Here is a 20,545-nt window from a genome sequence, read left to right as displayed (position 1 = left end):
GTCAGCACCGTCACGGCGCCGGCCGTTCGGACCGGGACCTGCTGCGCACCGGACGGTGCTCGCGGAGGAGGCCGCCGACCGTCGACGTGCGGTAGCCCTGCGCCGCCAGGCCGTCGAGCAGCGTGACGAGCACCCGCGCACGGTCGAAGCGGGGCAGCTCCTGCCCCGGCTCCAGCGTCTCGGGGTCGGCCCGGTCGTCGTGGAGCAGGACGATCCCGCCGGGGAACACGTCGTGGAGGGCGCGTCGCGCGATGCGGTCCTCGTCGTCGTGCAACCAGTCGTGCGCGTCCCCCGACCAGATGACCAGCTCGAGCCCCAGCCGGCGGATCCCCCGCGCCTGCGCCACGGTGTGCCGCCCGTAGGGAGGGCGGTAGAGCCGCAGCGGCACGCCGGCCACGTCCTCGACGCGCCGCTTGGCGTCGCCGATCCGGCGGACCGCCTCCTCGTCGCCGAGCGTGAGGAGCGACCGGTGGTCCTCGCCGTGCAGCGCGACCTCGTGCCCCTCCGCGACGACCTGCCGCGTCACCTCCGGGTACCGGACCACGTGCTGCCCGAGCACGAAGAACGTGGCTGTCGTGCCCGTGCGCGCCAGGACGTCGAGGAGGCGGGGGGTGTGCTCGGGGTGCGGGCCGTCGTCGTACGTCAGGGCGACGACCCGCTCGGTGGTGTCGACGCAGAACACGCCGAACTCGCGCGCGAGCGCGGGCGGCACGGGGAAGGGCGGGACGGCCCGGGACCGGAAGGTCCCTCCGGCGGGCCGCGGGTCACGGTCGAGAGCGCCCCGCCGGACGAGGACGGGCCACCGGGCGCGGCTCACGGCGCACCCCCGGCGTCGCGGCGACCGTTCACGCCACCACCCCTCTCAGCCGGACACCGAGGCGAGCATATCGACGCCGACGGCACCCGGTCCGCGGCAGCGGGACCGCGGGGTCGCCCGGCCCGGGTGAATTCCCCGCGAACCCGCGGTGACGGCCTGTCGCTGACCTAGGGTTTGGCTGTGGAGCCGACGCCTGCGCTGCCCCCGGGGACGCGCGTCCTCGATCTCGGCGCGCGCGACGGCGCCGTCGCCGCCGACCTTCGCGCCGTCGGCCTCGACCGCTACCTCGGGCTCGCCGACCCCGGGAACCTGGCCGCGGCGCGTCGTACGGCGGGCGACCTCGCGGACCGCCTCCACCCCCTGCCGTCGGCCGACGTGGCGACCCGCTGCTCGACGGACCTGCTGATCCTGCGCGCCGACCACGCGCGCGTCCTGTGGACGGTGCGCGACCTCGGCCACCTGCGGTACCTCGCGGTCGAGCACGGCGCCGGGATCTCGGGGCTGGAGGCGCGCCTGGCCGTCCTCGTCGGCCGGGCGGGCGGTCGCCTCGCCCCGCTCGGCCGGTTCGTCTGGGGTGGGCGTGCCTTCGACCTGTACCGCCTGCCGCCGCCGCACGGCCCGGCGCCCCGGACCTACTTCTCCCCCGTGTGGGGTGCCACCGGCCTCGCGACCCGGCTCAAGGAGGCGGGCCTGCGGTACGCGGTCCTGCGGTGGTTCGAGTCGCTCCCGGTGATCGAGCCCGGCGAGGACCTCGACCTGCTCGTGGCGGACGACGACGTCGACGCGCTGCGGGGGCTGCTCGAGTCCGAGCCGGGGACTATGCCCGTGGACCTCTACAGCGTGTCCGGGCTCACGGCGTCGGACTACCAGGGCGCGGCCTACTATCCCCCCGCCCTCGCCGAGCAGGTCCTCGACCGAGCCGTGGTGCACGAGAGCGGGTTCCTCGTGCCGTCGCCGCAGGACCACCTGCACTCGCTCGCGTACCACGCGGTGTACCACAAGGGCCGCCGCTCGGGCCTGCCCTCGCACGGGCTGGGACCGGCCGAGCCGGCGCCCGAGCACGACTATCCCGCCGAGCTCCGGCGGCTCGCGCGGGCCCTGGGGGTCACGCTCGAGCCGTGGTACGAGGACGTGGACGCGTACCTCGGGTCCGTCGGGTGGCGGCCGCCGACCGACGCGTTGCGGCGGCTGTCGGCCGGGAACGCCTGGGCGCGGGGTCTGCTCGCGTCCGACCACGACGCCCGGCTCGGCGACGCGGAGCTCGCCGTGTTCCTCGTGCGCGAGGCCACCCTCGCCGTCGTCCCGGCGGATCAGGTCGAGGCGGTGCTCGACCGCTTCGGGTTCGACGTGCTCCTGGCGACGGACCTCGACCCCGCGGCCCGGGAGCGCGCGGCCACGGCGCTGCGCGGCGGCAACTGGGGGCGCGGGCCCTTCCCCCGCAGCGGGGGCGAGCCCGTGCGCATGGTCGTCGCGCTCCACTACGCGCCGGAGGAGCCCTACGACTGGCTGCGCGAGCGCTACCCGCACCTGACCAACGCCGAGACGTTCGAGGCGAAGTCGGAGGTCCGCCGGCTCGTCGAGCAGCAGGTGCCGCAGCCCGACCGGTTCAACCCCCTGCACTCGTCGGACAACACCGCCGAGGCGTGGGAGTACCTCGACGTGATCGCGCCCGACGCCGTGGAGACCGTACGGGCCGAGGCCGAGCGTCGTGCCGCGCAGCACGTCGCACCGCCCGGCACGGTCCGCACGCTCAGCGTGGGCCGGCGCGCGCGCGTCGACGTCGTCGCCGGCACGGACGGCCGCCTCGTCGTGCGCAAGACGTTCGCCCCTCCGTTCACCCGGTTCCTCGACCGCGAGCTCACGGCGCTGCGCGAGCTCTCGGGGCGCGTCGCCGCGGTCCCCCCGCTCGTCGCCGCCGGGCCCGACTGGTTCGAGTGCCCCTTCTACGAGGACACCCTGCGCCGTGCGCCGGCTCGTCCGAGGGACCACCTCCTCCCTCTCGCCGTCGTGCGCGACATGGTCGAGGTCCTGCGCGAGCTCCACGGCCTCGGGTACGACCTGGTGGACGCGAAGCCCGGCAACTTCGTCCTCGACCCCGCGCACGGGCTCAAGGTCGTCGACTTCGAGTTCCTCCACCGGTACGACGCCGGACCGCCTCCCTTCGCGCGGGCCGTCGGGCTCGTGGGCCCCGGCCCCGAGTTCGCCGGGGACGTCCCGGTGGGCGAGATGGGCTACGACGCGCGCTGGCTCGCCGCGACGGGCCTGCCGCTCGACGCGCTCGTCGACGGGTCCGTCGTCGCCCAGCACCTCGCCCGGGCGCGGTACCGCCTGCGGCTGGTGACCGTCCTGCCCGGGTCGCCGCCGCGGCGCGTCGCACGCCGGGCGCGCGCGACCGCGCGGCACGCCCGGTGGCTCGCCACCTCCCGGTACACCGAGTGGGCCCGACGTCGTGCCGCGTCCGGGCGCGAGACAGGAGCACGATGACCCTCCCCGACACCGCCGCCCCGTCCCCAGGACCTCGGCACCCCACCGTCACCGTGATCGTGCCCGTGTACAACGACGTCGCGCGCCTGCGGACCTGCCTCACGGCACTCGCCGCCCAGGACTACCCTGCCGACCGGTTCGACGTCGTCGTCGCGGACAACGCGTCGACCGAGGACCTGCGGCCCGCGCTCCCCGCCGGGGACGGACGGTTCACCCTCGTCCTCGAGCCGCGGCGCGGGTCGTACGTCGCACGCAACACGGCCGCTCGACGGGCGACGGGCGAGGTGCTCGCGTTCACCGACGGGGACTGCATCCCGCGCCCGGACTGGCTCTCGCGCGCGGTCGCCGCGCTCACCGCCGACGACCCGCCCGACGCCGTCGGCGGCGACATCAACATCCTCTTCCGCGACGGGTCGCGCCCGACGACCGGCCCCGAACTGTACGAGACGGTCGAGGGCTTCGACCAGGAGCGCTTCGTGACCGTGACGCACTTCGCGGCGACCGCGAACCTCGTCGTCCCGCGCGCGACGTTCGAGCGCGTGGGCGACTTCAACGCGGCGCTGAAGTCGGGCGGCGACCTCGAGTGGGGCCGCCGGCTCCAGGAGCTCGGCGGACGGCTCGACTTCGCCGCGGACGCCGTCGTCGACCACCCGTCGCGACCGTCCTGGCGCGACCTCACGCACAAGACCGTCCGGATCACGCACGGCCTCGTCGACCTCACCGAGAACCCGGAGACCGCGGGCTTCGCGCGCGACAGCTGGCACAACACGAAGCAGACCTTCACGGTGTGGATACGCATCTGGCAGGCGCCCTGGCCCGAGGAGCGGGGCGCGAAGCTGCGGTTCGCCGCGGCGCGCAGCTACGCGGGTCTGCTGGAGCTGGGCGTCCGGGCGCGACGGCGCCTCACCGACCGGGCACGGGCCCGGCGCACCGGGGTGAGCGGGTGACGGACGACGTCGGCGTCACCCGACGCGCGGCGGCGGACCGCCCCTGGCACCACGTGCCCGAGCACGTGCGGCGCACGGTGCGCTCCGCGACGAGCGTCGAGCAGGTGATCGACGCGATGACGGACGCCACGTCGCCCTGGCCCGTCGACCTCCAGCGCCGGCTCCTCCACCCCGCGTCGGGCGGCCCGGCCGTCCTCGTCCCGCGCGTGGGCGGGCACGGCCTCGTCCTGGGTGGCGAGCGGCACGCCCTGGCGCCCGCCCTGCGCTTCCTGGGTCTCGACGTCGCACGGGCCGACTGGGTGGGCGACCGGCTGCGCTTCCAGCAGCTCGCCCACCCGGTGACCGGCGCGGCCGCCGTGCACCTGGACCTCCCCGCCCGACTCCCGTTCCCCGACGCGTCCGTCGACCTCGTCTGGGTCGACCTGGACGAGGTGCTCGCGCTCGTCGGGGTCCGTGGGTCCGTGGGCCTCCTGGGCGAGGTCGAGCGCGTCCTGGCACCCGGCGGGACGGTCGTCGCCGACGTGCGGCACCGCGGACGGCGCACCGTCGACGCGATCCGACGGCGCGCGGCCCCGTCCGCGGGCACGGCCGCGGACGCCGTGCCCGTGCGGCTCCTCCTCGCACGTGCCGGGCTCGTCCCGGCCGGGCGGCACGCCCTCCTGCCGGGCCGCGACGACTGGGACCGCCTCGTCCCGGCTCCGCGGCTGCGGGAGGAGCTCGCCACCACCGACCTCAGGGCCGGGGCACGCCGGGCGGCAGCGCGCGCGCTCCGGGCCCTCGGCGCGTCGGGCGTCCTGGCGCCGGACGCCGTCGTGCTCGCGCGGCGCCGTCGCGACGCCTCGCGGGACGGGACGACGCTGGCCGAGCGGGTGGCGCGGTCACGCCGACCGGTCGTCACCGCGCTGTCGGACGCCCGGGTCGCCGTGCGCGGCGAGAGGTTCGTCAAGGTCCCGCTGTCGGCCGACCAGGAGGAGGCCCTGAGCCGGGAGGTCGCGGCGACGCACGAGGCGGCCGCGTCGGGGTTCCGCACCTTCGTGCTCGACGAGGTCACGACGTCGTCGTACGACGGTGTCCGCGTCGCCGACGCGCCGCTGCTCCGCGCCCGGCCCGTCGCCCTCGACGAGGCCGAGGACGTCCTGGCGCGGGCGTTGCGGGGGCCGACGCCGCCGGACGAGCACCGCCCGCTCCGGACGACGGCCGCCTGGCGGCGTCTCGGGTCCGCTCGGGGCGAGCGGGACTGCGTCGAGATCGGCGCCGCGAGCCTGCGGGACCGCGTCCTGCGGACGTACGGCGCCCTGCTCGTCCCCGTCGGCCCGACCCACGGTGACCTCCACCCGGACAACGTCCTGGTGACCGCCGAGGGCTCGGCGCGCCTCGTCGACTGGAACCGCTTCGAGCCCGACAACCCGCTCGTGCTCGACGCGGCGTACGCGGCGTGCCAGGTCGACCTGGCACGGACGGGGTCGGGGCTGGCCGAGGCCGTCCGACGGCTCGCGGCCGACGAGCTCACCGGCCCGCTCGCGACGATCGCGGCCTCCCGCCGCGGCGACCTCACGCTCGCCCAGGTCGCCGCGCTCGTCGTCCTGGACCGCGTCGTCTCCTACAGCCTCCCGCGCCGCCGGTACAAGCCCTGGACGCTGCCCGGCGTACGCGCGGCCGTCGCCGCGGTCGACCTCCTCGGGGACTGAGGACCCGGGCGGCCTCACGCCCGCGACGTGCGCCGCACACCCGCCCAGGCCCGGCGGACCGGCGCCCCGGGCGCGAACCGGACCGCCCAGGCCACCTCCCCGAACGCGACCGTCGGCCGACGCGTGCGGAGCGCGGAGCGCGCGGCACGGCCGGCGCTCCACCACGCGAACCGCTCGTTGGCGGCGAGCCGGTCGTCGTACGCGTCGACGAGGTCCCGCCGCCCCGCCGCGAGCGCGTCGTCCCGGTGGCGGCGCAGGATCGTCCGCAGGCTCGTCGCGAGATCGCGGTGGGATCGGGTCGTGTTCGTCGAGTGGTGCCGGTAGTCCACGAGCGCGTCGTCGACGAACGCGAACGGTCCTCGCGCCGCGGCCCGGAGGACGAGATCCATGTCCTCGCCCTGCCGGTACCCCGGGTCGAAGCCGCCGACGGCGTCGAACGTCTCCCGACGGATCACGAGGTTCGGGAGCATGACGCCCGGTCCGCGGATCACGGCACGCTGGTCGTCGGCGGCGCGCTGGTCCGCGGCGACGAGCTCGGCGCCGTCGGCGTCGATCGTGCGCATCCCGCAGTAGCTCACCACGACGTCGGGCCGCGCGGCCATGACCTCGGCGTGCCGACGCAGCCGGTCCGGGTGCCAGCGGTCGTCGTCGTCGAGGAACGCGACCAGCTCGCCGGACGTGTGCGCGACCCCGGCGTTGCGCGCCGCGGACACGCCCGCAGGTGCCCGCCGCACCACGCGGGGCCGAGGGGACGCGACGCCCCGCGCCGCGTCCTCGACGATCCGGAGCAGGTCCGCCGGCTCGGGCGAGCCGTCGTCGACCACGACGAGCTCGGCGGCGGGGTACGACTGGGCGAGGACGGACGCGAGCGCCTCCGCGAGGAAGGGCCCGCCGCGGTTCGTCGCGACGACGACGCTCACGCTCGGAAGGACGGTGCCGTCCCCGACCGTCTGCCGGACCTCGCCCACGTCGCTCCTCCGTGTCGTCGCCGTCGCCCCCGTCGTGCCCCTCGACCAGCACGGCGCGCCGTACCTGGCGGCCCGCGGACGGATGGGGTGAAATCGGCGGATTCCCGCGGGATCCGGGGCCTGCTGGGGGACAATCTCCCACATGAAGGTCCTCCGCGTCTCGCACAGCGCCGTGGTCGACGCCTGGCGCGAGCGCGAGCGCGGGCTGCGTGCGCGCGGCGTCGACGTGCGGCTGCTCTCGGCGCGCGCGTGGGACGAGGGCGGCACGACCGTCCGCCTCGTGCCCCGGCCGGGCGAGCCGGTGCGGGGCGTGCGGACGCTCGGGTCGCACCCGGCGCTCTTCGTCTACGACCCGCTCCTCCTGTGGCGCGCGCTCGGGCAGGAGTGGGACGTGCTGGACGTCCACGAGGAGCCCTTCGCGCTCGCGACGGCGGAGGTCCTCCTGCTGCGCCGGCTGCGCGCGGTCGTGTCGCGTCGCCCTGCCCCGCCGTATCTCCTCTACTCGGCGCAGAACCTCGACAAGCGCTACCCGTGGCCGTTCCGGTGGTTCGAGGCGCGCGCGCTCCGCGGCGCCGCGGCCGTGTCGGTCTGCAACGACGAGGCCGGCCGGGTCGTGCGCGCCAAGGGCGCCCGGGGTCTCGTCGAGACGGTCCCGCTGGGCGTCGACCCGGCGGTCTTCGCTCCCGCGCCCGACGACGCGCGCCCGGGAGGCGGTGCGGCCCGCCTCCGCGTGGGGTACGCGGGGCGGCTGGCGGGCCACAAGGGCGTCGACGTGCTCCTCGCGGCGGTCGCGGGCGACGACCGGCTCGACCTCGTCGTCGCGGGCGACGGCCCGGACCGCGCGGCGCTCGAGGAGGCGGCGCGCCCGCTCGGCGGCCGGGTCCGGTTCGTCGGCGCGCTCGCGGGCGACGACCTCGTCGCGTTCTACCGGTCCCTCGACGCGCTCGCCGTCCCGTCGCGCGAGACGCCCGGGTGGGTCGAGCAGTTCGGGCGGGTCGCGGTCGAGGCCATGGCGTGCGGCGTCCCGGTCGTGGCGAGCCGCACGGGCGCGCTGCCCGACGTCGTCGGCGGCGCGGGCCTGCTCGTGGCCCCCGAGGACCCCGCTGCCCTGCGCGCCGCGCTCGCGCGCGTCCGGGACGAGGACGGCCTGGCCGACCGCCTGCGCGCCGCGGGGGCCGGGCGCGCGGCGTCGTGCTCGTGGGCGGAGGTGGCCCGCCGCTACGAGGAGCTCTACCGGACGGCGGTCGACCACGAGCCGGGGCGTGCGCGGAGGCCCGGCGAGGACGCCACGCGGGCGGCGCCGCCCGAGGTCGTCGTCGTCGCCTACGGCTCTCCCGCGATGGTGCGCGACGCGCTCGCCCCGCTCGCCGGGAAGTACCCGATCACGGTCGTCGACAACTCCTCGCTGCCCGAGATCCGGGAGGTCACCGAGCTCGCGGGCGGCCGCTACCTGGACCCCGGACGCAACGGCGGGTTCGCGGCGGGGGTGAACCACGCGCTCGCCCACCGCCAGTCGCCCGGCGCGGACGTCCTGCTCCTCAACCCGGACGCGGTGGTGACGCCCGAGGACGTCCAGACCCTCCACCGCGCGCTGCACTCCGCCCCGGGGATCGCGAGCGTCGGGCCGGAGCAGGTCGACGACGACGGCACGCGGGCGCGCGTGGTCTGGCCGTTCCCGTCCCCGGCGGCCACGTGGATGGAGGCCGTCGGGCTCGCACGGCTGCGCCGGGCCCCGGCGGAGCGCTCGTTCGTCATCGGCTCGGTGCTGCTGCTCAACGCGGCCGCGGTGGACGACGTGGGCGGCTTCGACGAGCGCTTCTTCCTCTACGCGGAGGAGACGGACTGGGCCTACCGCGCCGTGCGCTCCGGGTGGCGGCACGCCGTCGTGCCCGAGGCGCACGCCCTCCACCTCGGCGGCGCGACCAGCAGCGACCCGACCCGTCGGGAGACGCACTTCCACGCGTCGCAGGAGCGCTACCTGCGCAAGCACCACGGCCGCACGGGCTGGGCGCTCGCGCGCGCCGGCGCGGTGGTCGGGGCGGCGGCGCGCTCGGTCGCGCTGCGCGGGGAGGGCCGCGAGCTGGCGCGGCGCCGGCTCCGGCTCTACCTCTCCGGGCCCGTGCGCGCGGAGTCGGCGCTGTGACGCGGCACGCGCCGCTCCTGGCCCGCCGGCCCACCCTCTACCGTGCGCCGCGCGTGCCCGGCGCGATCGTCGCGCGCAGCCGCAGCGTCGCCGCCTGGGTCGCGGGCGGGGCGGTCGTCGTCGCGCTCCTCGCACTCCTCGGCTTCGTCGTGCCGGAGCTCCAGATGGCCGCCGTCGGTGGCGCGCTCGTCGTGCTCGTCGTCGGGCTCACCGCCTACGAGCCGGTGGCCCTGCCGATCCTCGCCATGCCCGCGCTCGTGATCGTCCAGCGCGTCGGCGGCGGCGGCGTCGACCTCTCCCTCAGCGACTTCGCGCTGTTCGGCGCGTTCTGGTTCGCGCTCTTCTTCTCGCCCCGGCCGTTCTCCCGGCCCATGCGCGCGATGCTCTGGCTGTCGTTCGTCTACCAGGTCGCGACGCTCTTCACGGTGCTCGTCAACCCCTTCAGCGCGAACGTCGTCGAGTGGTTCCACGCCTGGCTCTCCGTCGCAGGGGCCCTCGTCCTGGGCTGGGCCGTCGGCCGCTCGGGTCGCGCCCGGCTCGGCCTGACCCTCTTCCTCCTGCCCTGCCTCGCGATCGCGGCGCAGACCTGCCTCGTCGCGCTCCAGCAGCTCGCGGCGGGCAACACGGGGCCGGTGTACATCGAGACGCCCCTCGCGATGCACAAGAACTTCATCGGGTGCGTGCTCGCGTTCGCCGCCCTCACCGCGTACGCGCGCCCGTGGTGGGTCGGCTGGCCGCGCTGGTTCTCGCTCGGCGCGTTCTGGCTGTGCTCGCTCGGCGTGCTCGCCGCGCAGGCGCGGCAGGCCCTCATCGGCCTCGCGATCGGCATCATGCTCATCACGCTGCGAGGCGACCCCGACCGCAAGCGCTCGAAGCTCATCCTGCTCGCCGCGATCCCGGCGATCTACTTCGTCGTGCTCGCGGTGCAGGAGCAGCTCGAGTCCGGGAACCAGTTCAACTCCGCGAACCAGCGGCTCACCTGGTACGCCGACTCGATCGAGGTGTGGCAGCGCAGCCCGTGGGTCGGCATGGGCCTGCGGTGGTGGACCGCGGGAGTCACGGAGTTCGTCTTCCAGCCGCCCAACGTCGAGCTCGAGGTGCTGACGTCCGCCGGGATCGTCGGGCTCGTCGGGTTCCTCGTGCTGTTCCTCGGGGGGATGGTCGTGCTCTGGCGGATCAACCCCCGCTTCGGGACGCTCGCGTTCTCCATGCTCATGATGCGCTTCGTCCAGGGCCAGTTCGACCTCTTCTGGGTGTCCGTCCAGGTGACCGTCCCCTTCGTCATCGTCGGCGTGTGCCTGGGCGCCGAGTCCTACGCCGAGTCGCGCCGGTACGCCCGCCACATGACCGGTCGGGAGCTCCCTCTCGACGAGCTGCGATCCGTACGGGAGATGGCCGAACGATGACCGACCTGCGAATCCTGCAGATCGCCCCGGAGATCGCGCCGGGCAGCGGCGTCGGCGGCGTCGCGCACCACCTGGAGGAGGCCTTCGGGCGCGCCGGGGTCGCGACCTCGCGGTTCACGCTCGCCGACGCGCGCGGTGCGTGGCTCCCGGAGCCGGGGCCGGGCGTCCGGGGCAGGCTGGTGCTCCTCGCGCGGGTCGTGTGGTTCTCCACGGTCGGGACGGTCCTCGCGCGCCGACGGGTCGCCCGCGAGCGCCGAGCGGGTCGCGGCTCAGGGACCGCCCTGGTCTCGATCTGCCACAACGACGTCCTCGCCGGCGACGTGTACGTCAACCACGGCATCCTCCGCGTCGCGATGCGCGCACGTGGCGGCTACGCGTGGCGCATGGCCCGCAACCCCCTGCACCTCTTCACGGCGGCGCGCGACGCGGTGCGGTACCGCGGGCGGTCGCACCGTGTGGTCGTCAACCTCACGCGGTCCGAGCGCGACGCCCTGCGCGGCACGTACCCGCACCTGCGTGCCCGCGCCGTCGTCATCGGCAACGGGGTCGACGTGACCAGGTTCTCGCCGCCGTCGCCGGACGAGCACGCGGCGGCCCGCGCCGCCGCGGGCGTGCCCGTCGACGCGGTCCACGTCGTCTTCGTCGGCCACGAGTTCGACCGCAAGGGCCTCGACCTCGTCCTCACCGCGGCCGCAGACCTCCCCGAGGTCCACGTGAGCGTCGTCGGCGGGACGCCCGACATGCTCGACGACGTCCGAGCGCGGGTCGCCCGCCTCGGGACGACCGACCGCGTGCACCTCGCCGGCCGCGTGCCCGACCCGCGCCCCTGGCTCCACGCCGCCGACGCCCTCGCCCTGCCGAGCGCCTACGAGGCCAACGCGCTCGTCGTGCTCGAGGCGCTCGCGTGCGGCGTCCCGGTCGTCGCGACCCCGGTGGGCTACGCGCCGGACGTCGTCGAGGACGGTGTCACGGGATGGCTCGTCGACCGGTCCGTCGAGGGCGTCCGCAGAGGTCTCGCGGCCGTCGCGGCGCTCGACGACGACACCCGGCGCACGGCCTCCCACGCCTGCCGGTCGACGGCGGAGCGCCACGGCTGGGACGCCGTCGCACGCCGGTACCTCGAGCTCGCGACGGCGCTCGCGACCCCACGATCGGAGCCACGCCCGTGAGGATCCTCCACGCCGTCCGGTCCGACGGCTTCGCCGGGGTCGAGCGGCACGTCGCACGGCTCGCACGCGCGCAGTCGGCCGCGGGCCACGACGTCGCCGTCGTGGGCGGGGCGCCCGACGGCATGCGCGCGACGGTCGACGACCCGGCCGTGCCCCTTGTCCCGGCGGCCTCGACGGGCGACGTCGTGCGGGCGCTGCGGGCGCACGGCGCCGCCGCCGACCTCGTGCACGTGCACATGACGGCGGCCGAGGTCGCCGCCGCCGTGGCGGCCCGGACGACGCGCGGGTTCCCGCCCGTCGTCTCGACGCGTCACTTCGCCCGGCGGCGCGGCACCGGCGCACGCGGCCGGCTCGTCGCCGCCGTCGCGTCGTCGCCCGTCCGGGCGCAGGTCGCCATCAGCCGATACGTCGCCGAGCACGTGGAGGGCGAGAGCGTGGTCGTCCACCCGGGCGTGGACGACCGTCCGGACGGGCTCCTCGCCGAGGGACGCGACGACGTCGTGCTCGTGGTCCAGCGGCTCGAGGCCGAGAAACGCACCGACCTCGCGCTCGAGGCGTTCGCGGCGTCAGGTCTCGCGGCCCGGGGCTGGCGGCTCGAGGTCGCGGGCGACGGCGCGCAGCGGGCGGCGCTCACCGGCCTCGCACGGTCGCTCGGCATCGACGAGGACACGTCGTTCCTCGGGGCGCGCGACGACGTCGACGCCCTCCTGGGGCGCGCCGGCCTGCTCGTCGCGCCGTGCCCCGTCGAAGGGCTGGGCCTGAGCGTCCTCGAGGCGATGGCGAGCGGGCTGCCGGTCGTCGCCTCCGCCGCGGGAGGGCACCGCGAGACGCTCGACGGGATCGACCCGCTCACGCTCTACCCCGCCCTCGACCCGGTCGCCGCAGGCAGATCTCTGGCCGCCCTCGCGGCCGACCCCGCACGCCGCGACGCGTGCGCCGCCGCCGGCCGCGCCGCTCAGCGCGAGCGCTTCACGCCTGCCGCGCAGGTCGCCGGGACGGACGCCGTCTACCGCGCGGTGCTCGCGTGACGGCCGCTGCGGGCGCGGGCGACGTCGTCGTCCTGTCGCTCGAGCGCTGGGACGACGTGTGGCGCCGCAACCAGTACCTCGTCGCGGAGCTGTGCCGCGCCGACCCGACGGCGCGGGTGCTGTTCGTCGAGCCGGCGGCCGACCCGCTGCACCGGCTCAGCCGGCGCGGCGTCCCCCGCCCCGGGCGCGGCCTGCGCGCCGCGCCCGACGCGGACGGGATCGCCGCCGGGCGGGTGCTCCTCCACGAGCCGACCAAGTGGCTCCCCCGCAGGGTCGACGCGCGCGTGGACGCCCGGCTCGCCCGGTCGGTCGAGCGCGCCGTGGCCCGCGCCGGGCTGCGCCGCCCCGTGCTGTGGGTCAACGACCCGTCCGGCGCTGCCGTCGTGCGGCGCGCGGGCTGGCCCGCGCTCTACGACGTCACCGACGACTGGCTCGCCGCCGACCGCTCCGCCGCCGAGCACGCACGCCTCGTCGAGGACGAGGCGACCCTGCTGGAGCGGTGCGCCGAGGTCACGGTGTGCTCCTCGGGCCTGGTCGCGCGCAAGGGGGCGATCCGCGACGTGACGCTCCTGACGAACGGCGTCGACCTCGAGCGCTACCGGCGCGGTTTCGCCCGGCCGGACGACCTCCCCGCCTGCCGGGTCGCGCTCTACGTCGGGACCGTGCACCCCGACCGGTTCGACGTCCCGCTGCTCCTCGCGACGGCCCGCGCGCTGGACGGGAGCGCCCGCGTGGTGCTCGTCGGCCCGGTGGTGGACCTCTCCGCCGCCGAGCACGCCGACCTGGCGCGCGCCGGGGTCGTGCTCCTCGGTCCGCGTCCCTGGACCGCGGTGCCGGCCTACCTGCGCCACGCCGACGTCCTGCTCGTCCCGCACGTCGTCGACGCGTTCACCGACAGCCTGGACCCCATCAAGCTCTACGAGTACCGGGCCGTCGAGCGACCCGTGGTGTCGACCCCGGTGGCAGGGTTCCGGGACGAGCCGGGGGTGCGGGTCGCCGAGGCCGACGGCTTTCCGGCGGCGGTGCTCGCCGCGCTGGACGCCGCCCCGTCACCTGACGCAGGACCACTGCGGACGGACCCGCCCGACGTGCCGACCTGGCGCGGTCAGGCCGCGCTCATGCGCCAGGCGCTCGTCCGGACACGGAGGTCCAGACGTCCGTGAGCACCCGTGCCGTGCGCTCCACGGGGAACCTGCGGAGCGCCGACGTGCGCGCCCGGAGCGCGCGCTCGCGGGCCGCAGCCGGGTCGTGCAGCACGTCGAGGAGCGCCGCCGCGAGCGCGTCGACGTCGCCGGGTGGCACCAGGCGCCCGAGCGCCGGGTCTGGCGCCTCAGGGTCCTCGAGGATCTCCTCGACGCCGCCCGCGCGCGTCGCGACGACGGGGACCCCACGAACCATCGCCTCGACGACGACCTGACCGAACGGCTCGGGCACGGGAGACGCGTGGACGCAGACGGCGGCGCGGTCGAGCTCCGCGCGGGGGTCGGGCACGAAGCCGACGAGGTCGACGTGGTCGTCCAGCCCGAGCCTGGAGATCGCGGCCCGGACCTGCGCCGCGTACTCGTCCGCGCCGAAGGCGGGCTCACCGACGACCCGGAGCCGCGTCGTCGGCACCGCGTCCACGACCGTGCGCAGCGCGTGCACGACTTCGAGCTGGCCCTTGGTCGGGCTGATGCGTCCGACCATCACGACCAGCGGCTCGGGGCGCCCCGCGCGTCCGGCGACCTCCGCGCCTCCGTCCGCCTGCTCGGGGGCGAAGCCGGGGTACGCGACCGCCGTCGTCACGGGCAGCGTCTGCGCCGTCGCCCGCGAGTTCGCGACCACCGCCGCCGGGACCGTGCGCGCCAGCCAGCGCACGACCCGGACGAGCGGTCCCGGCAGATAGTCCGGCGAGATGCGGTCGTGGACGTGCCACACGAGGGGACGACGGGCGAGCGCCGCGGGAACGATCCCCAGGAGGTCGGCCTTGAGGGACGTCGTGTGCACGACGTCGGGCCGCAGCGCCCGGACGCGCCGTGCGAGCCGCCAGAGGAACGGGAGCGTGCGCAGGGCGCCCGTGAGGGTCGAGACGGACAGCCGACCCGCACGCGCGCGGTCGACGGTCGCCACGGCCGGCGCGAGCGCGACGACGTCGACCCGTACGCCTGACTCCTCGAGCCGTGCGCGGAGCGGCCCGTCGGCGAAGAGCAGCGCCCGGACGTCGACCTCGGGCCCGAGCGCCGCGCACGTGCGCACGAGCGCCAGCTCGGCACCGCCGAGCTCCGCCGTGTGGTCGAGGACGAGGACCCGGAGCGGCGCACCGCCCGGGGGCGTCACCACCGGAAGGGGCGCTTGCGCTCGTCGGGCTTGGCGTCGGCATCGGTCTCGTCCGCCGCCGCCGGCTCGACCTTGCTCCACGCCGGGGCGAGCACGGCATGACGCCTGCCCGGGCCCTGGGCTGGGCGGGGCGCCGCGCCCTCGGCCGGCGGCGCGTCGCCGGCGGGAGGCGCGTCGCCGGCGGGAGGCGCGGAGCGCCCCGACGCGTCGTCGACCGCGACCGCGGCGGCGGCGACCGACGCCCGCCGCGTCCCGACCGCACGCTCGCCGTCGTCCGTGGTGCGCTCGCCCCCCGACCGGCGCGAGGGCTCCTGCGCGGACGGCTCCGCGGGGGCGTCGGCCCTCCCGGTCGTCGGCGCAGCGGTCGCGCCGGCCCGGGCACCGTCCTCACCGGGCTCGCGCGCGGTGTCGTCGCCGTACGTCGAGGCGTAGAGCATGCGGCGGTCGCCCGTGACCCCGGTCAGCGCGATGCCCAGGAGCGGGACGTTGCTGACGCGCAGCCGCTCGACCGCCTCCGCGAGCACCGCACGGTCGGTCCGGCCCGCCGAGGCGATGAGGACGACGCCGTTCGCGTAGCCGCCGAGGATCGTCGCGTCCGCGGCGGCCAGGACGGGAGGTGCGTCGACGACGACGACCTCCGCGTGGTCGCGCAGGCTCCGGACGAGCCCTCGCGCCCGCTCCGTGGCGAGGAAGTCCGCCGGGTCCATCTCCTCCTCGGGCACCGGCATGACGCGCAGGTTCGGGACCGCTGTCGGGCGCAGCTCCTGGTCCTGCCCGGCCCAGTCCTCGGGCGCCGGGAGCATGCGGTCGAGCTGGGGGCGCCGCAGGTCTCCGGACAGCGCCACGGTGCGTCGTCCGCTGAGCGCGAAGGACGCCGCGAGGTTCGCGGTGATGAACGAGCGCGGCGCCGACGGGTCGGCCGCCGTGACGACGACGACGGCGTGCTTCATGCCCGCGGTCGAGACCTGCACCGCGGTGCGCAGCTCACGGATGGACTCCGTGAACGGCGTCGCCACCTTGCTCGCGACGGGCAGCGCGTACGTGTGGGCGAACTCCTTCTCCGCCGGGCGCGTGCCGTAGAGCTCGGCGAGGACGGGCGTCTCGGTGAGCCGCGTCGACTCGGCCGCGCTGCGGACGCGGACGTCGAGCCCCCGACGCGCGAACGCGAGCCCGATCCCCGCCACGAGGCCGACGACGAGGGCCAGCGCCAGCACCGTCAGCCGCGAGAGCCCGAGGGGCTCGGCCCCCGTCGCGGGCGCCACGACCTCGCCCGGCACGGCGATGCCGCGCAGCGAGTTGATCTGCACCGTGAGCGCGGAGTAGTCGCCGACGATGATGTCCTGCTCGGCCAGCGCCAGCGGGTCCTCCGGGTCGGCAGCGAGGCGCTGGCGCACGCCCGCGAGCTGCTCGGCGAGCGCCTGGCGCCGGCTCTCGAGCTCGGCGACCTGGTCGGCCTGGATGACGACGAGCTGGGCCACGTAGGCGTCCGCGAACGCGTTCGCGACCTCGACCGACCGGGCCTCCTCGGTCGTCGTGGCCTCGACGGCCACCGTCTTGTTCTCGCCGTCGACGTCGCCGGACACCTGGTCGGCCAGCTCGTCCGCCGCCGCTGCCGGCTCGCCGAGCGCGGCGGCGGCAGCCGCGGCGACCTCGGGCGAGGTGACGTCGTCGGCGTCGGTCGCCACCGTCACCTCGACGAGCGACTCGCCACCCTGCGCGCTCTGCACGCCGTAGAGCTGCACCGTCGCGGTCGCGCGGTACATCGTCTCCTGACGGTCGACGTAGAACAGCGCGCCGGCGACGACGACGAGGACCGCGGCGAGCACGTAGTACTTGCCCGCCCAGATCGTGCGGAGGAACTCCCTGATGGTCATCGCTGTGCTCTCCCCCCACCGGGTCGGCCCGCGCCGACGGTGCGGTCCTGCTGCTCGGCCACGACGCCCCGCAGCCGCTCGACGAACCGCTCACGGCCGAACGTCGCGACGTGCGCCGTGACGGCGCCATCATCCCACGTGCGCCCCGCTGCCACCTCGACGGCCTCGGCCACCAGGTCGGGGCGCGGCGCGTCGAAGAACACGCCGTTGACGCCGTGCACGACCGTGTCGAGGTAGCCGCCGTCGCGCAGCACCACGCTCGGGCGCCCGAACGCCCCGGCCTCGAGCGGCGACAGCCCGTAGTCCTCGTACGACGCCGCGACGAGCGCCGACGCGTTCCGGTAGACCCAGCGCAGCGTCGCGTCGTCGACGCGGCCGAGCAGGTGCACCCTGCCGCCCCCGCGGGCCGCCCGCGCCTCCAACCGGGCACGGTCGGGGCCGTCCCCGACGACGACGAGCTCACGCCCCGTCGCGAGCGCCGCCTCGACGACGACGTCGACGTTCTTGTACGGCAGCAGGCGCGCCACGCACAGGAGGAAGCCGGGGTCCACGCCGGGGAGGGCACGCTCCTCGCCGTCGGGCAGCATCGCCGGGGGCGGCGCGAGCACCTCCGCCTCGATCCCGTACGCGTCGCGGATCGCGCGCTGGGTCACGGTCGAGTTGGCGAGGTAGACGTCCGCGCGCCGCGCGGCGGCGCCGTCCCACCGGCGCAGCGCCGGGGACAGGAGGCCGAGCGCGGCGGCCGCGGCACGTCGTCGGGCCCGGTGCGCGGCGGAGCCCTCCGCCGGCCCCAGGTACCGGTCGCGCTGGTACAGCCACCGGGCCGGGGCGTGGCAGTAGACGACGGTGCGACCCGCCCCCCCGGTAGCCGTGCGCCCAGCCGGTGGACGACGCGAGCAGGACGTCCGCCTCGACGCGCTGGCGGTCGACGGCGGGCGCGAGGAACGGGAGCGCGACCCGGTGGTGCCGCCGCAGGAGCGCGGCCCGGTCGAGCGCGGACGTCCGCAGGTCGAGGGAGCCGAACTCGGGGAACGTGCCGGCCGGGTCGTACAGCGTCGTGTACATCGGCGAGCCGGGGAACGCGTCCGCGAGCAGCAGCGCGACCCGCTCCGCGCCGCCACGCTGGGTCGCGTAGTCGTGCGCGAGCGCGACACCGTGGGTCATCGGTCCTCCCTCGCGAACGCAGGCATTCAGCCTAGGTCGGAGGGACCGCCGGAGGTGGGGGACGAAGGGACCTCACCCGGGTGAAAACGGGCGTCCTGACGCGCCTGACGGCGCTACGCCTTCGTGTGGTACTTCCCCTGGGCGGCGAGCAGGCCGTCGGTGAGCAGCATCTCGACGGCGTCCGCGGCGTCGTCGAGCAGGAACGGGAGCTCCTTGGCCTCGGGCCCCTTGAAGTCCTTGAGCACGAAGTCGGCGGTGTCCTGCCGGCCCGGGGGGCGCCCGACCCCCGCCCGCACCCGCACGTAGTCCTTGGTGCCGAGGGCCTTCGTGATGTCGCGCAGGCCGTTGTGACCGCCCTCGCCGCCGCCGATCTTCAGCTTCACGGCGCCGAACGGGATGTCGACCTCGTCGTGGACCACGACGACGTGGTCCGGGTCGATGCCGTAGTACTTCGCGAGCCCGGACACCGGGCCGCCCGAGACGTTCATGTACGTCGTGGGCTTGGCCAGGACGACGCGCGGACCGGGCCGTCCGCCGGGCAGCATCCCGATGCGGGCCTCCGCGACGGCGGCCTGCGCCCGCGGGTGGCGCGCGAACCGGGCGGCGGCCCGCCCCGCGAGGACGTCGAGGACCATGTGGCCCAGGTTGTGGCGGTTGCCCGCGTACGTCGGCCCGGGGTTGCCGAGCCCGACGACGAGCCACGGCTGGTCGGTCATGTCGTCCCTCGTCCTTCGTCCGGGTCCCGCCCCGGGCGGCACGCCGGCGGGTGGTGGTGCGGTCGTGGTGCGGTCGTGGTGCGGGCGCACGGACGCCCGGCACCGTCACGGTACCGGGCGTCCGACGCGGGTCGTCGTGGCGTCAGCCGACGACGAGGAGGATCACTCCGCCGCGGCCTCGGCGGGGGCGGTCTCCTCGGCGGCCTCGTCCTCGGAGGCCTCGACCTTGGGCTCGCTGACGATGAGGACGTCGGCAGAGGCGTCCGTCACGAGGGTGACGCCCTCCGGCAGCGCGACGTCGCCCGCGTACACGACCGAGCCGGCCTCGAGGCCCTCGACGGAGACCTCGATCGCGTCGGGCAGGCGCGTCGCGTCCGCCTCGACCACGAGGGTGAGCTGCTCGAGCAGGTGGATCGTGCCGGGGACCGACTCGCCCACGACGTGCACCGGCACCTCGACCTCGACCTTCTCGCCCTTCTTCACGATGAGCAGGTCGACGTGCTCGATGACGTTGCGGACCGGCTCGCGCTGGACGTCCTTGGCGATCGCGAGCTGGGCCTTGCCGTCGAGCTCGATCGAGAACAGCGCGTTCGAGTGCTTGAGCGCCATCATCGTCTCGTGACCCGGCAGGGTCACGTGCAGAGGGTCGGTGCCGTGGCCGTAGAGGACCGCGGGAATCTTGCCGGCGCGGCGGACGCGGCGGGCGGCACCCTTGCCGAACTCGGTGCGGGCCTCGGCGGCGAGCTTGATCTCAGACACGTGGATCACTCCTGGAAGAACGTTGCGGGCCGGCCACCAGTGGGGAGCGGTCGGCTGTCCGGACGGTTGAGAGGGCCACCCGGACGGGCGGCTGCGTCGGCGCGGGACGTGTGACGGGCGCGCAGGAGGACGACCGCCCAGTCGATAACGGAGATCCAACAGGTCTGGCTGACACTCGCGGTCCCGCGCCGCCGGTGTGCTCACCGGTCCAGCGCTGCCGCCCGTCAGACGTCCCTCGCCGAGGCAACCTGACTACTGTACCCGGGCTCGGCGCCCCCGCGAAACCCGCGACAGAGCCCTCGGGGGCCGAGGCGGAGCCGAGACCCGCAGCCTCCGCTACTTCCCGGGCGCGGCGTAGAGCTGCGCCACCTCCGCGGCGCTCAGGGCACGGTCGTAGAGCCGCACGCCGTCGATGCGACCCTTCAGCGGACGCGTCCCGTCGGACTCGGCGCCGATGCCCAGCCGGAGGGCGTTGGTGCCGACGGCAGCCGGACCGGGCTTCGACGCCTGCTCGACGCCGTTCACGTAGATCCGCATCCGGGTGCCGTCGTAGGTGCCCACGAGATGCACCCAGGTGCCGTCGGTCGGGTACGGCGTCGTGGTGTCGACGCGGTAGGTGTCCCCGGAGGACGCGTGGTTGAACCGGAGGAACGCCGTCCCGCCGTTCGCCAGACCCAGCTCGTACCCGTCGGTCACCCCCTGGGCGGCCTTCTTGAGCACGTACTGGGTCGCCTTCTGCTCGGGGCGCACCCAGGCCGAGACCGTCATCGCGCCGGCGAGGTCGAGGGCGTCCCGGTCGTCGACGCGCGCGAAGTCGTCGACGCCGTCCAGCCCCAGCGCCGTGCCGCTGAGGCCCGCTGCCCACGTCGCTCCGGAGCGCAGCGACGCCGTCGCGCCGGTGGTCGAACCGTCCGCCGCCGTGGTGCCCTGCCCCTCGTCGAAGCCCCACGCTCCGACCGCCCCCGCCGGGATCGTCGGTCCCGGGTCGGGCGTCGGGTCCGGCGTGGGCGTCGGGTCCGGCGTGGGCGTCGGGTCCGGCGTGGCGTCGGGTCCGGCGTGGCGTCGG

Annotated in this window: 16 protein-coding genes; 8 read left to right on the top strand and 8 right to left on the bottom strand. The window is 76.1% G+C overall.

Going from position 1 to position 20,545, the window contains the following annotated elements; translation table 11 throughout:
* Nucleotides 1–10 precede the first annotated feature (10 nt).
* Nucleotides 11–817: a polysaccharide deacetylase family protein gene (locus FB00_RS19600; RefSeq protein ID WP_052877807.1), complete on the bottom strand. Its 807-nt coding sequence runs from the start codon at nucleotides 815–817 to the stop codon at nucleotides 11–13.
* Nucleotides 818–997: 180 nt separating this feature from the next.
* Between FB00_RS19600 and FB00_RS19595 the strand changes: the two genes are divergently transcribed.
* From FB00_RS19595 to FB00_RS19585, 3 genes are read left to right on the top strand one after another with little or no spacing between them, the layout of a single operon-like run.
* On the top strand, nucleotides 998–3,301 hold the full coding sequence (locus tag FB00_RS19595; RefSeq protein ID WP_047234600.1) for a hypothetical protein: 2,304 nt from the start codon (nucleotides 998–1,000) through the stop codon (nucleotides 3,299–3,301).
* Nucleotides 3,298–4,248, top strand: coding sequence for a glycosyltransferase (locus FB00_RS19590; protein ID WP_052877806.1), 951 nt, complete (start codon nucleotides 3,298–3,300; stop codon nucleotides 4,246–4,248). Before FB00_RS19595 ends, FB00_RS19590 begins: the two co-directional genes overlap by 4 nt.
* Nucleotides 4,245–5,936 carry a methyltransferase domain-containing protein gene (locus FB00_RS19585; RefSeq protein WP_047234599.1) on the top strand — a complete coding sequence of 564 codons (1,692 nt, stop codon included), beginning with the start codon at nucleotides 4,245–4,247 and terminating at the stop codon, nucleotides 5,934–5,936. Before FB00_RS19590 ends, FB00_RS19585 begins: the two co-directional genes overlap by 4 nt.
* Before the next feature lie 14 nt (nucleotides 5,937–5,950).
* Here the strand turns inward: FB00_RS19585 and FB00_RS19580 are convergent, their stop codons facing one another.
* On the bottom strand, nucleotides 5,951–6,904 hold the full coding sequence (locus FB00_RS19580; RefSeq protein WP_052877805.1) for a glycosyltransferase family 2 protein: 954 nt from the start codon (nucleotides 6,902–6,904) through the stop codon (nucleotides 5,951–5,953).
* A 142-nt stretch (nucleotides 6,905–7,046) separates the two neighbouring features.
* On the opposite strand from FB00_RS19580, the gene FB00_RS19575 reads away from it, so the two are divergent.
* Genes FB00_RS19575 through FB00_RS19555 form a run of 5 tightly spaced genes read left to right on the top strand, consistent with a single transcriptional unit; the run spans nucleotide 7,047 to nucleotide 13,813 of the window.
* The gene (locus tag FB00_RS19575; RefSeq protein ID WP_047234598.1) at nucleotides 7,047–9,047 is read left to right on the top strand and encodes a glycosyltransferase; all 2,001 of its coding nucleotides are present in this window, start codon (nucleotides 7,047–7,049) and stop codon (nucleotides 9,045–9,047) included.
* Nucleotides 9,044–10,453: an O-antigen ligase family protein gene (locus tag FB00_RS19570; protein ID WP_052877804.1), complete on the top strand. Its 1,410-nt coding sequence runs from the start codon at nucleotides 9,044–9,046 to the stop codon at nucleotides 10,451–10,453. Before FB00_RS19575 ends, FB00_RS19570 begins: the two co-directional genes overlap by 4 nt.
* Nucleotides 10,450–11,622 (top strand): glycosyltransferase family 4 protein, encoded by a 1,173-nt coding sequence (locus FB00_RS19565; RefSeq protein WP_047234597.1) that lies wholly within the window; start codon nucleotides 10,450–10,452, stop codon nucleotides 11,620–11,622. The genes FB00_RS19570 and FB00_RS19565 overlap by 4 nt, the downstream gene beginning before the upstream one ends.
* Entirely contained in the window at nucleotides 11,619–12,650 is a 1,032-nt protein-coding gene (locus tag FB00_RS19560) for a glycosyltransferase family 4 protein (RefSeq protein ID WP_047234596.1), read from the top strand. The genes FB00_RS19565 and FB00_RS19560 overlap by 4 nt, the downstream gene beginning before the upstream one ends.
* Nucleotides 12,647–13,813 (top strand): glycosyltransferase, encoded by a 1,167-nt coding sequence (locus tag FB00_RS19555; protein WP_052877803.1) that lies wholly within the window; start codon nucleotides 12,647–12,649, stop codon nucleotides 13,811–13,813. Before FB00_RS19560 ends, FB00_RS19555 begins: the two co-directional genes overlap by 4 nt.
* Here the strand turns inward: FB00_RS19555 and FB00_RS19550 are convergent.
* From FB00_RS19550 to FB00_RS19525, 6 genes are all read right to left on the bottom strand, one after another.
* Entirely contained in the window at nucleotides 13,767–14,966 is a 1,200-nt protein-coding gene (locus FB00_RS19550) for a glycosyltransferase (RefSeq protein WP_197088865.1), read from the bottom strand. The genes FB00_RS19555 and FB00_RS19550 overlap by 47 nt on opposite strands.
* On the bottom strand, nucleotides 14,963–16,840 hold the full coding sequence (locus FB00_RS19545; protein ID WP_047234595.1) for a polysaccharide biosynthesis tyrosine autokinase: 1,878 nt from the start codon (nucleotides 16,838–16,840) through the stop codon (nucleotides 14,963–14,965). Before FB00_RS19545 ends, FB00_RS19550 begins: the two co-directional genes overlap by 4 nt.
* Nucleotides 16,837–17,493 (bottom strand): glycosyltransferase, encoded by a 657-nt coding sequence (locus FB00_RS22505; protein WP_052877801.1) that lies wholly within the window; start codon nucleotides 17,491–17,493, stop codon nucleotides 16,837–16,839. The genes FB00_RS19545 and FB00_RS22505 overlap by 4 nt, the downstream gene beginning before the upstream one ends.
* Nucleotides 17,494–18,117: 624 nt before the next feature.
* Nucleotides 18,118–18,720, bottom strand: a complete 603-nt coding sequence (gene pth / locus FB00_RS19535) for an aminoacyl-tRNA hydrolase (RefSeq protein ID WP_047234594.1) — start codon at nucleotides 18,718–18,720, stop codon at nucleotides 18,118–18,120.
* 162 nt (nucleotides 18,721–18,882) lie between these two features.
* A complete protein-coding gene (locus tag FB00_RS19530) occupies nucleotides 18,883–19,479 on the bottom strand; it encodes a 50S ribosomal protein L25/general stress protein Ctc (protein ID WP_047234601.1) in 597 nt (198 codons plus the stop codon).
* A gap of 336 nt (nucleotides 19,480–19,815) precedes the next feature.
* Nucleotides 19,816–20,545, bottom strand: a 730-nt coding sequence (locus FB00_RS19525) for a LamG domain-containing protein (protein WP_047234593.1), incomplete at its 5' end; no start/stop codon positions are given.

The sequence above is a fragment of the Cellulosimicrobium funkei genome, from assembly GCF_001019615.1.
In the GTDB taxonomy this organism is placed as follows: Bacteria; Actinomycetota; Actinomycetes; order Actinomycetales; family Cellulomonadaceae; genus Cellulosimicrobium; species Cellulosimicrobium cellulans_E.
The sequence above is the reverse complement of the archived record's forward strand: the minus strand, read 5'-3'. Positions and strand labels throughout refer to the sequence as shown.

Coding starts and splice junctions, on each gene's coding strand:
- FB00_RS19590 (WP_052877806.1), top strand. CDS start 3,298: ATGACCCTCCCCGACACCGCCGCCCCGTCCCCAGGACCTCGGCACCCC.
- FB00_RS19565 (WP_047234597.1), top strand. CDS start 10,450: ATGACCGACCTGCGAATCCTGCAGATCGCCCCGGAGATCGCGCCGGGC.
- FB00_RS19575 (WP_047234598.1), top strand. CDS start 7,047: ATGAAGGTCCTCCGCGTCTCGCACAGCGCCGTGGTCGACGCCTGGCGC.
- pth (WP_047234594.1), bottom strand. CDS start 18,720: ATGACCGACCAGCCGTGGCTCGTCGTCGGGCTCGGCAACCCCGGGCCG.
- FB00_RS19545 (WP_047234595.1), bottom strand. CDS start 16,840: ATGACCATCAGGGAGTTCCTCCGCACGATCTGGGCGGGCAAGTACTAC.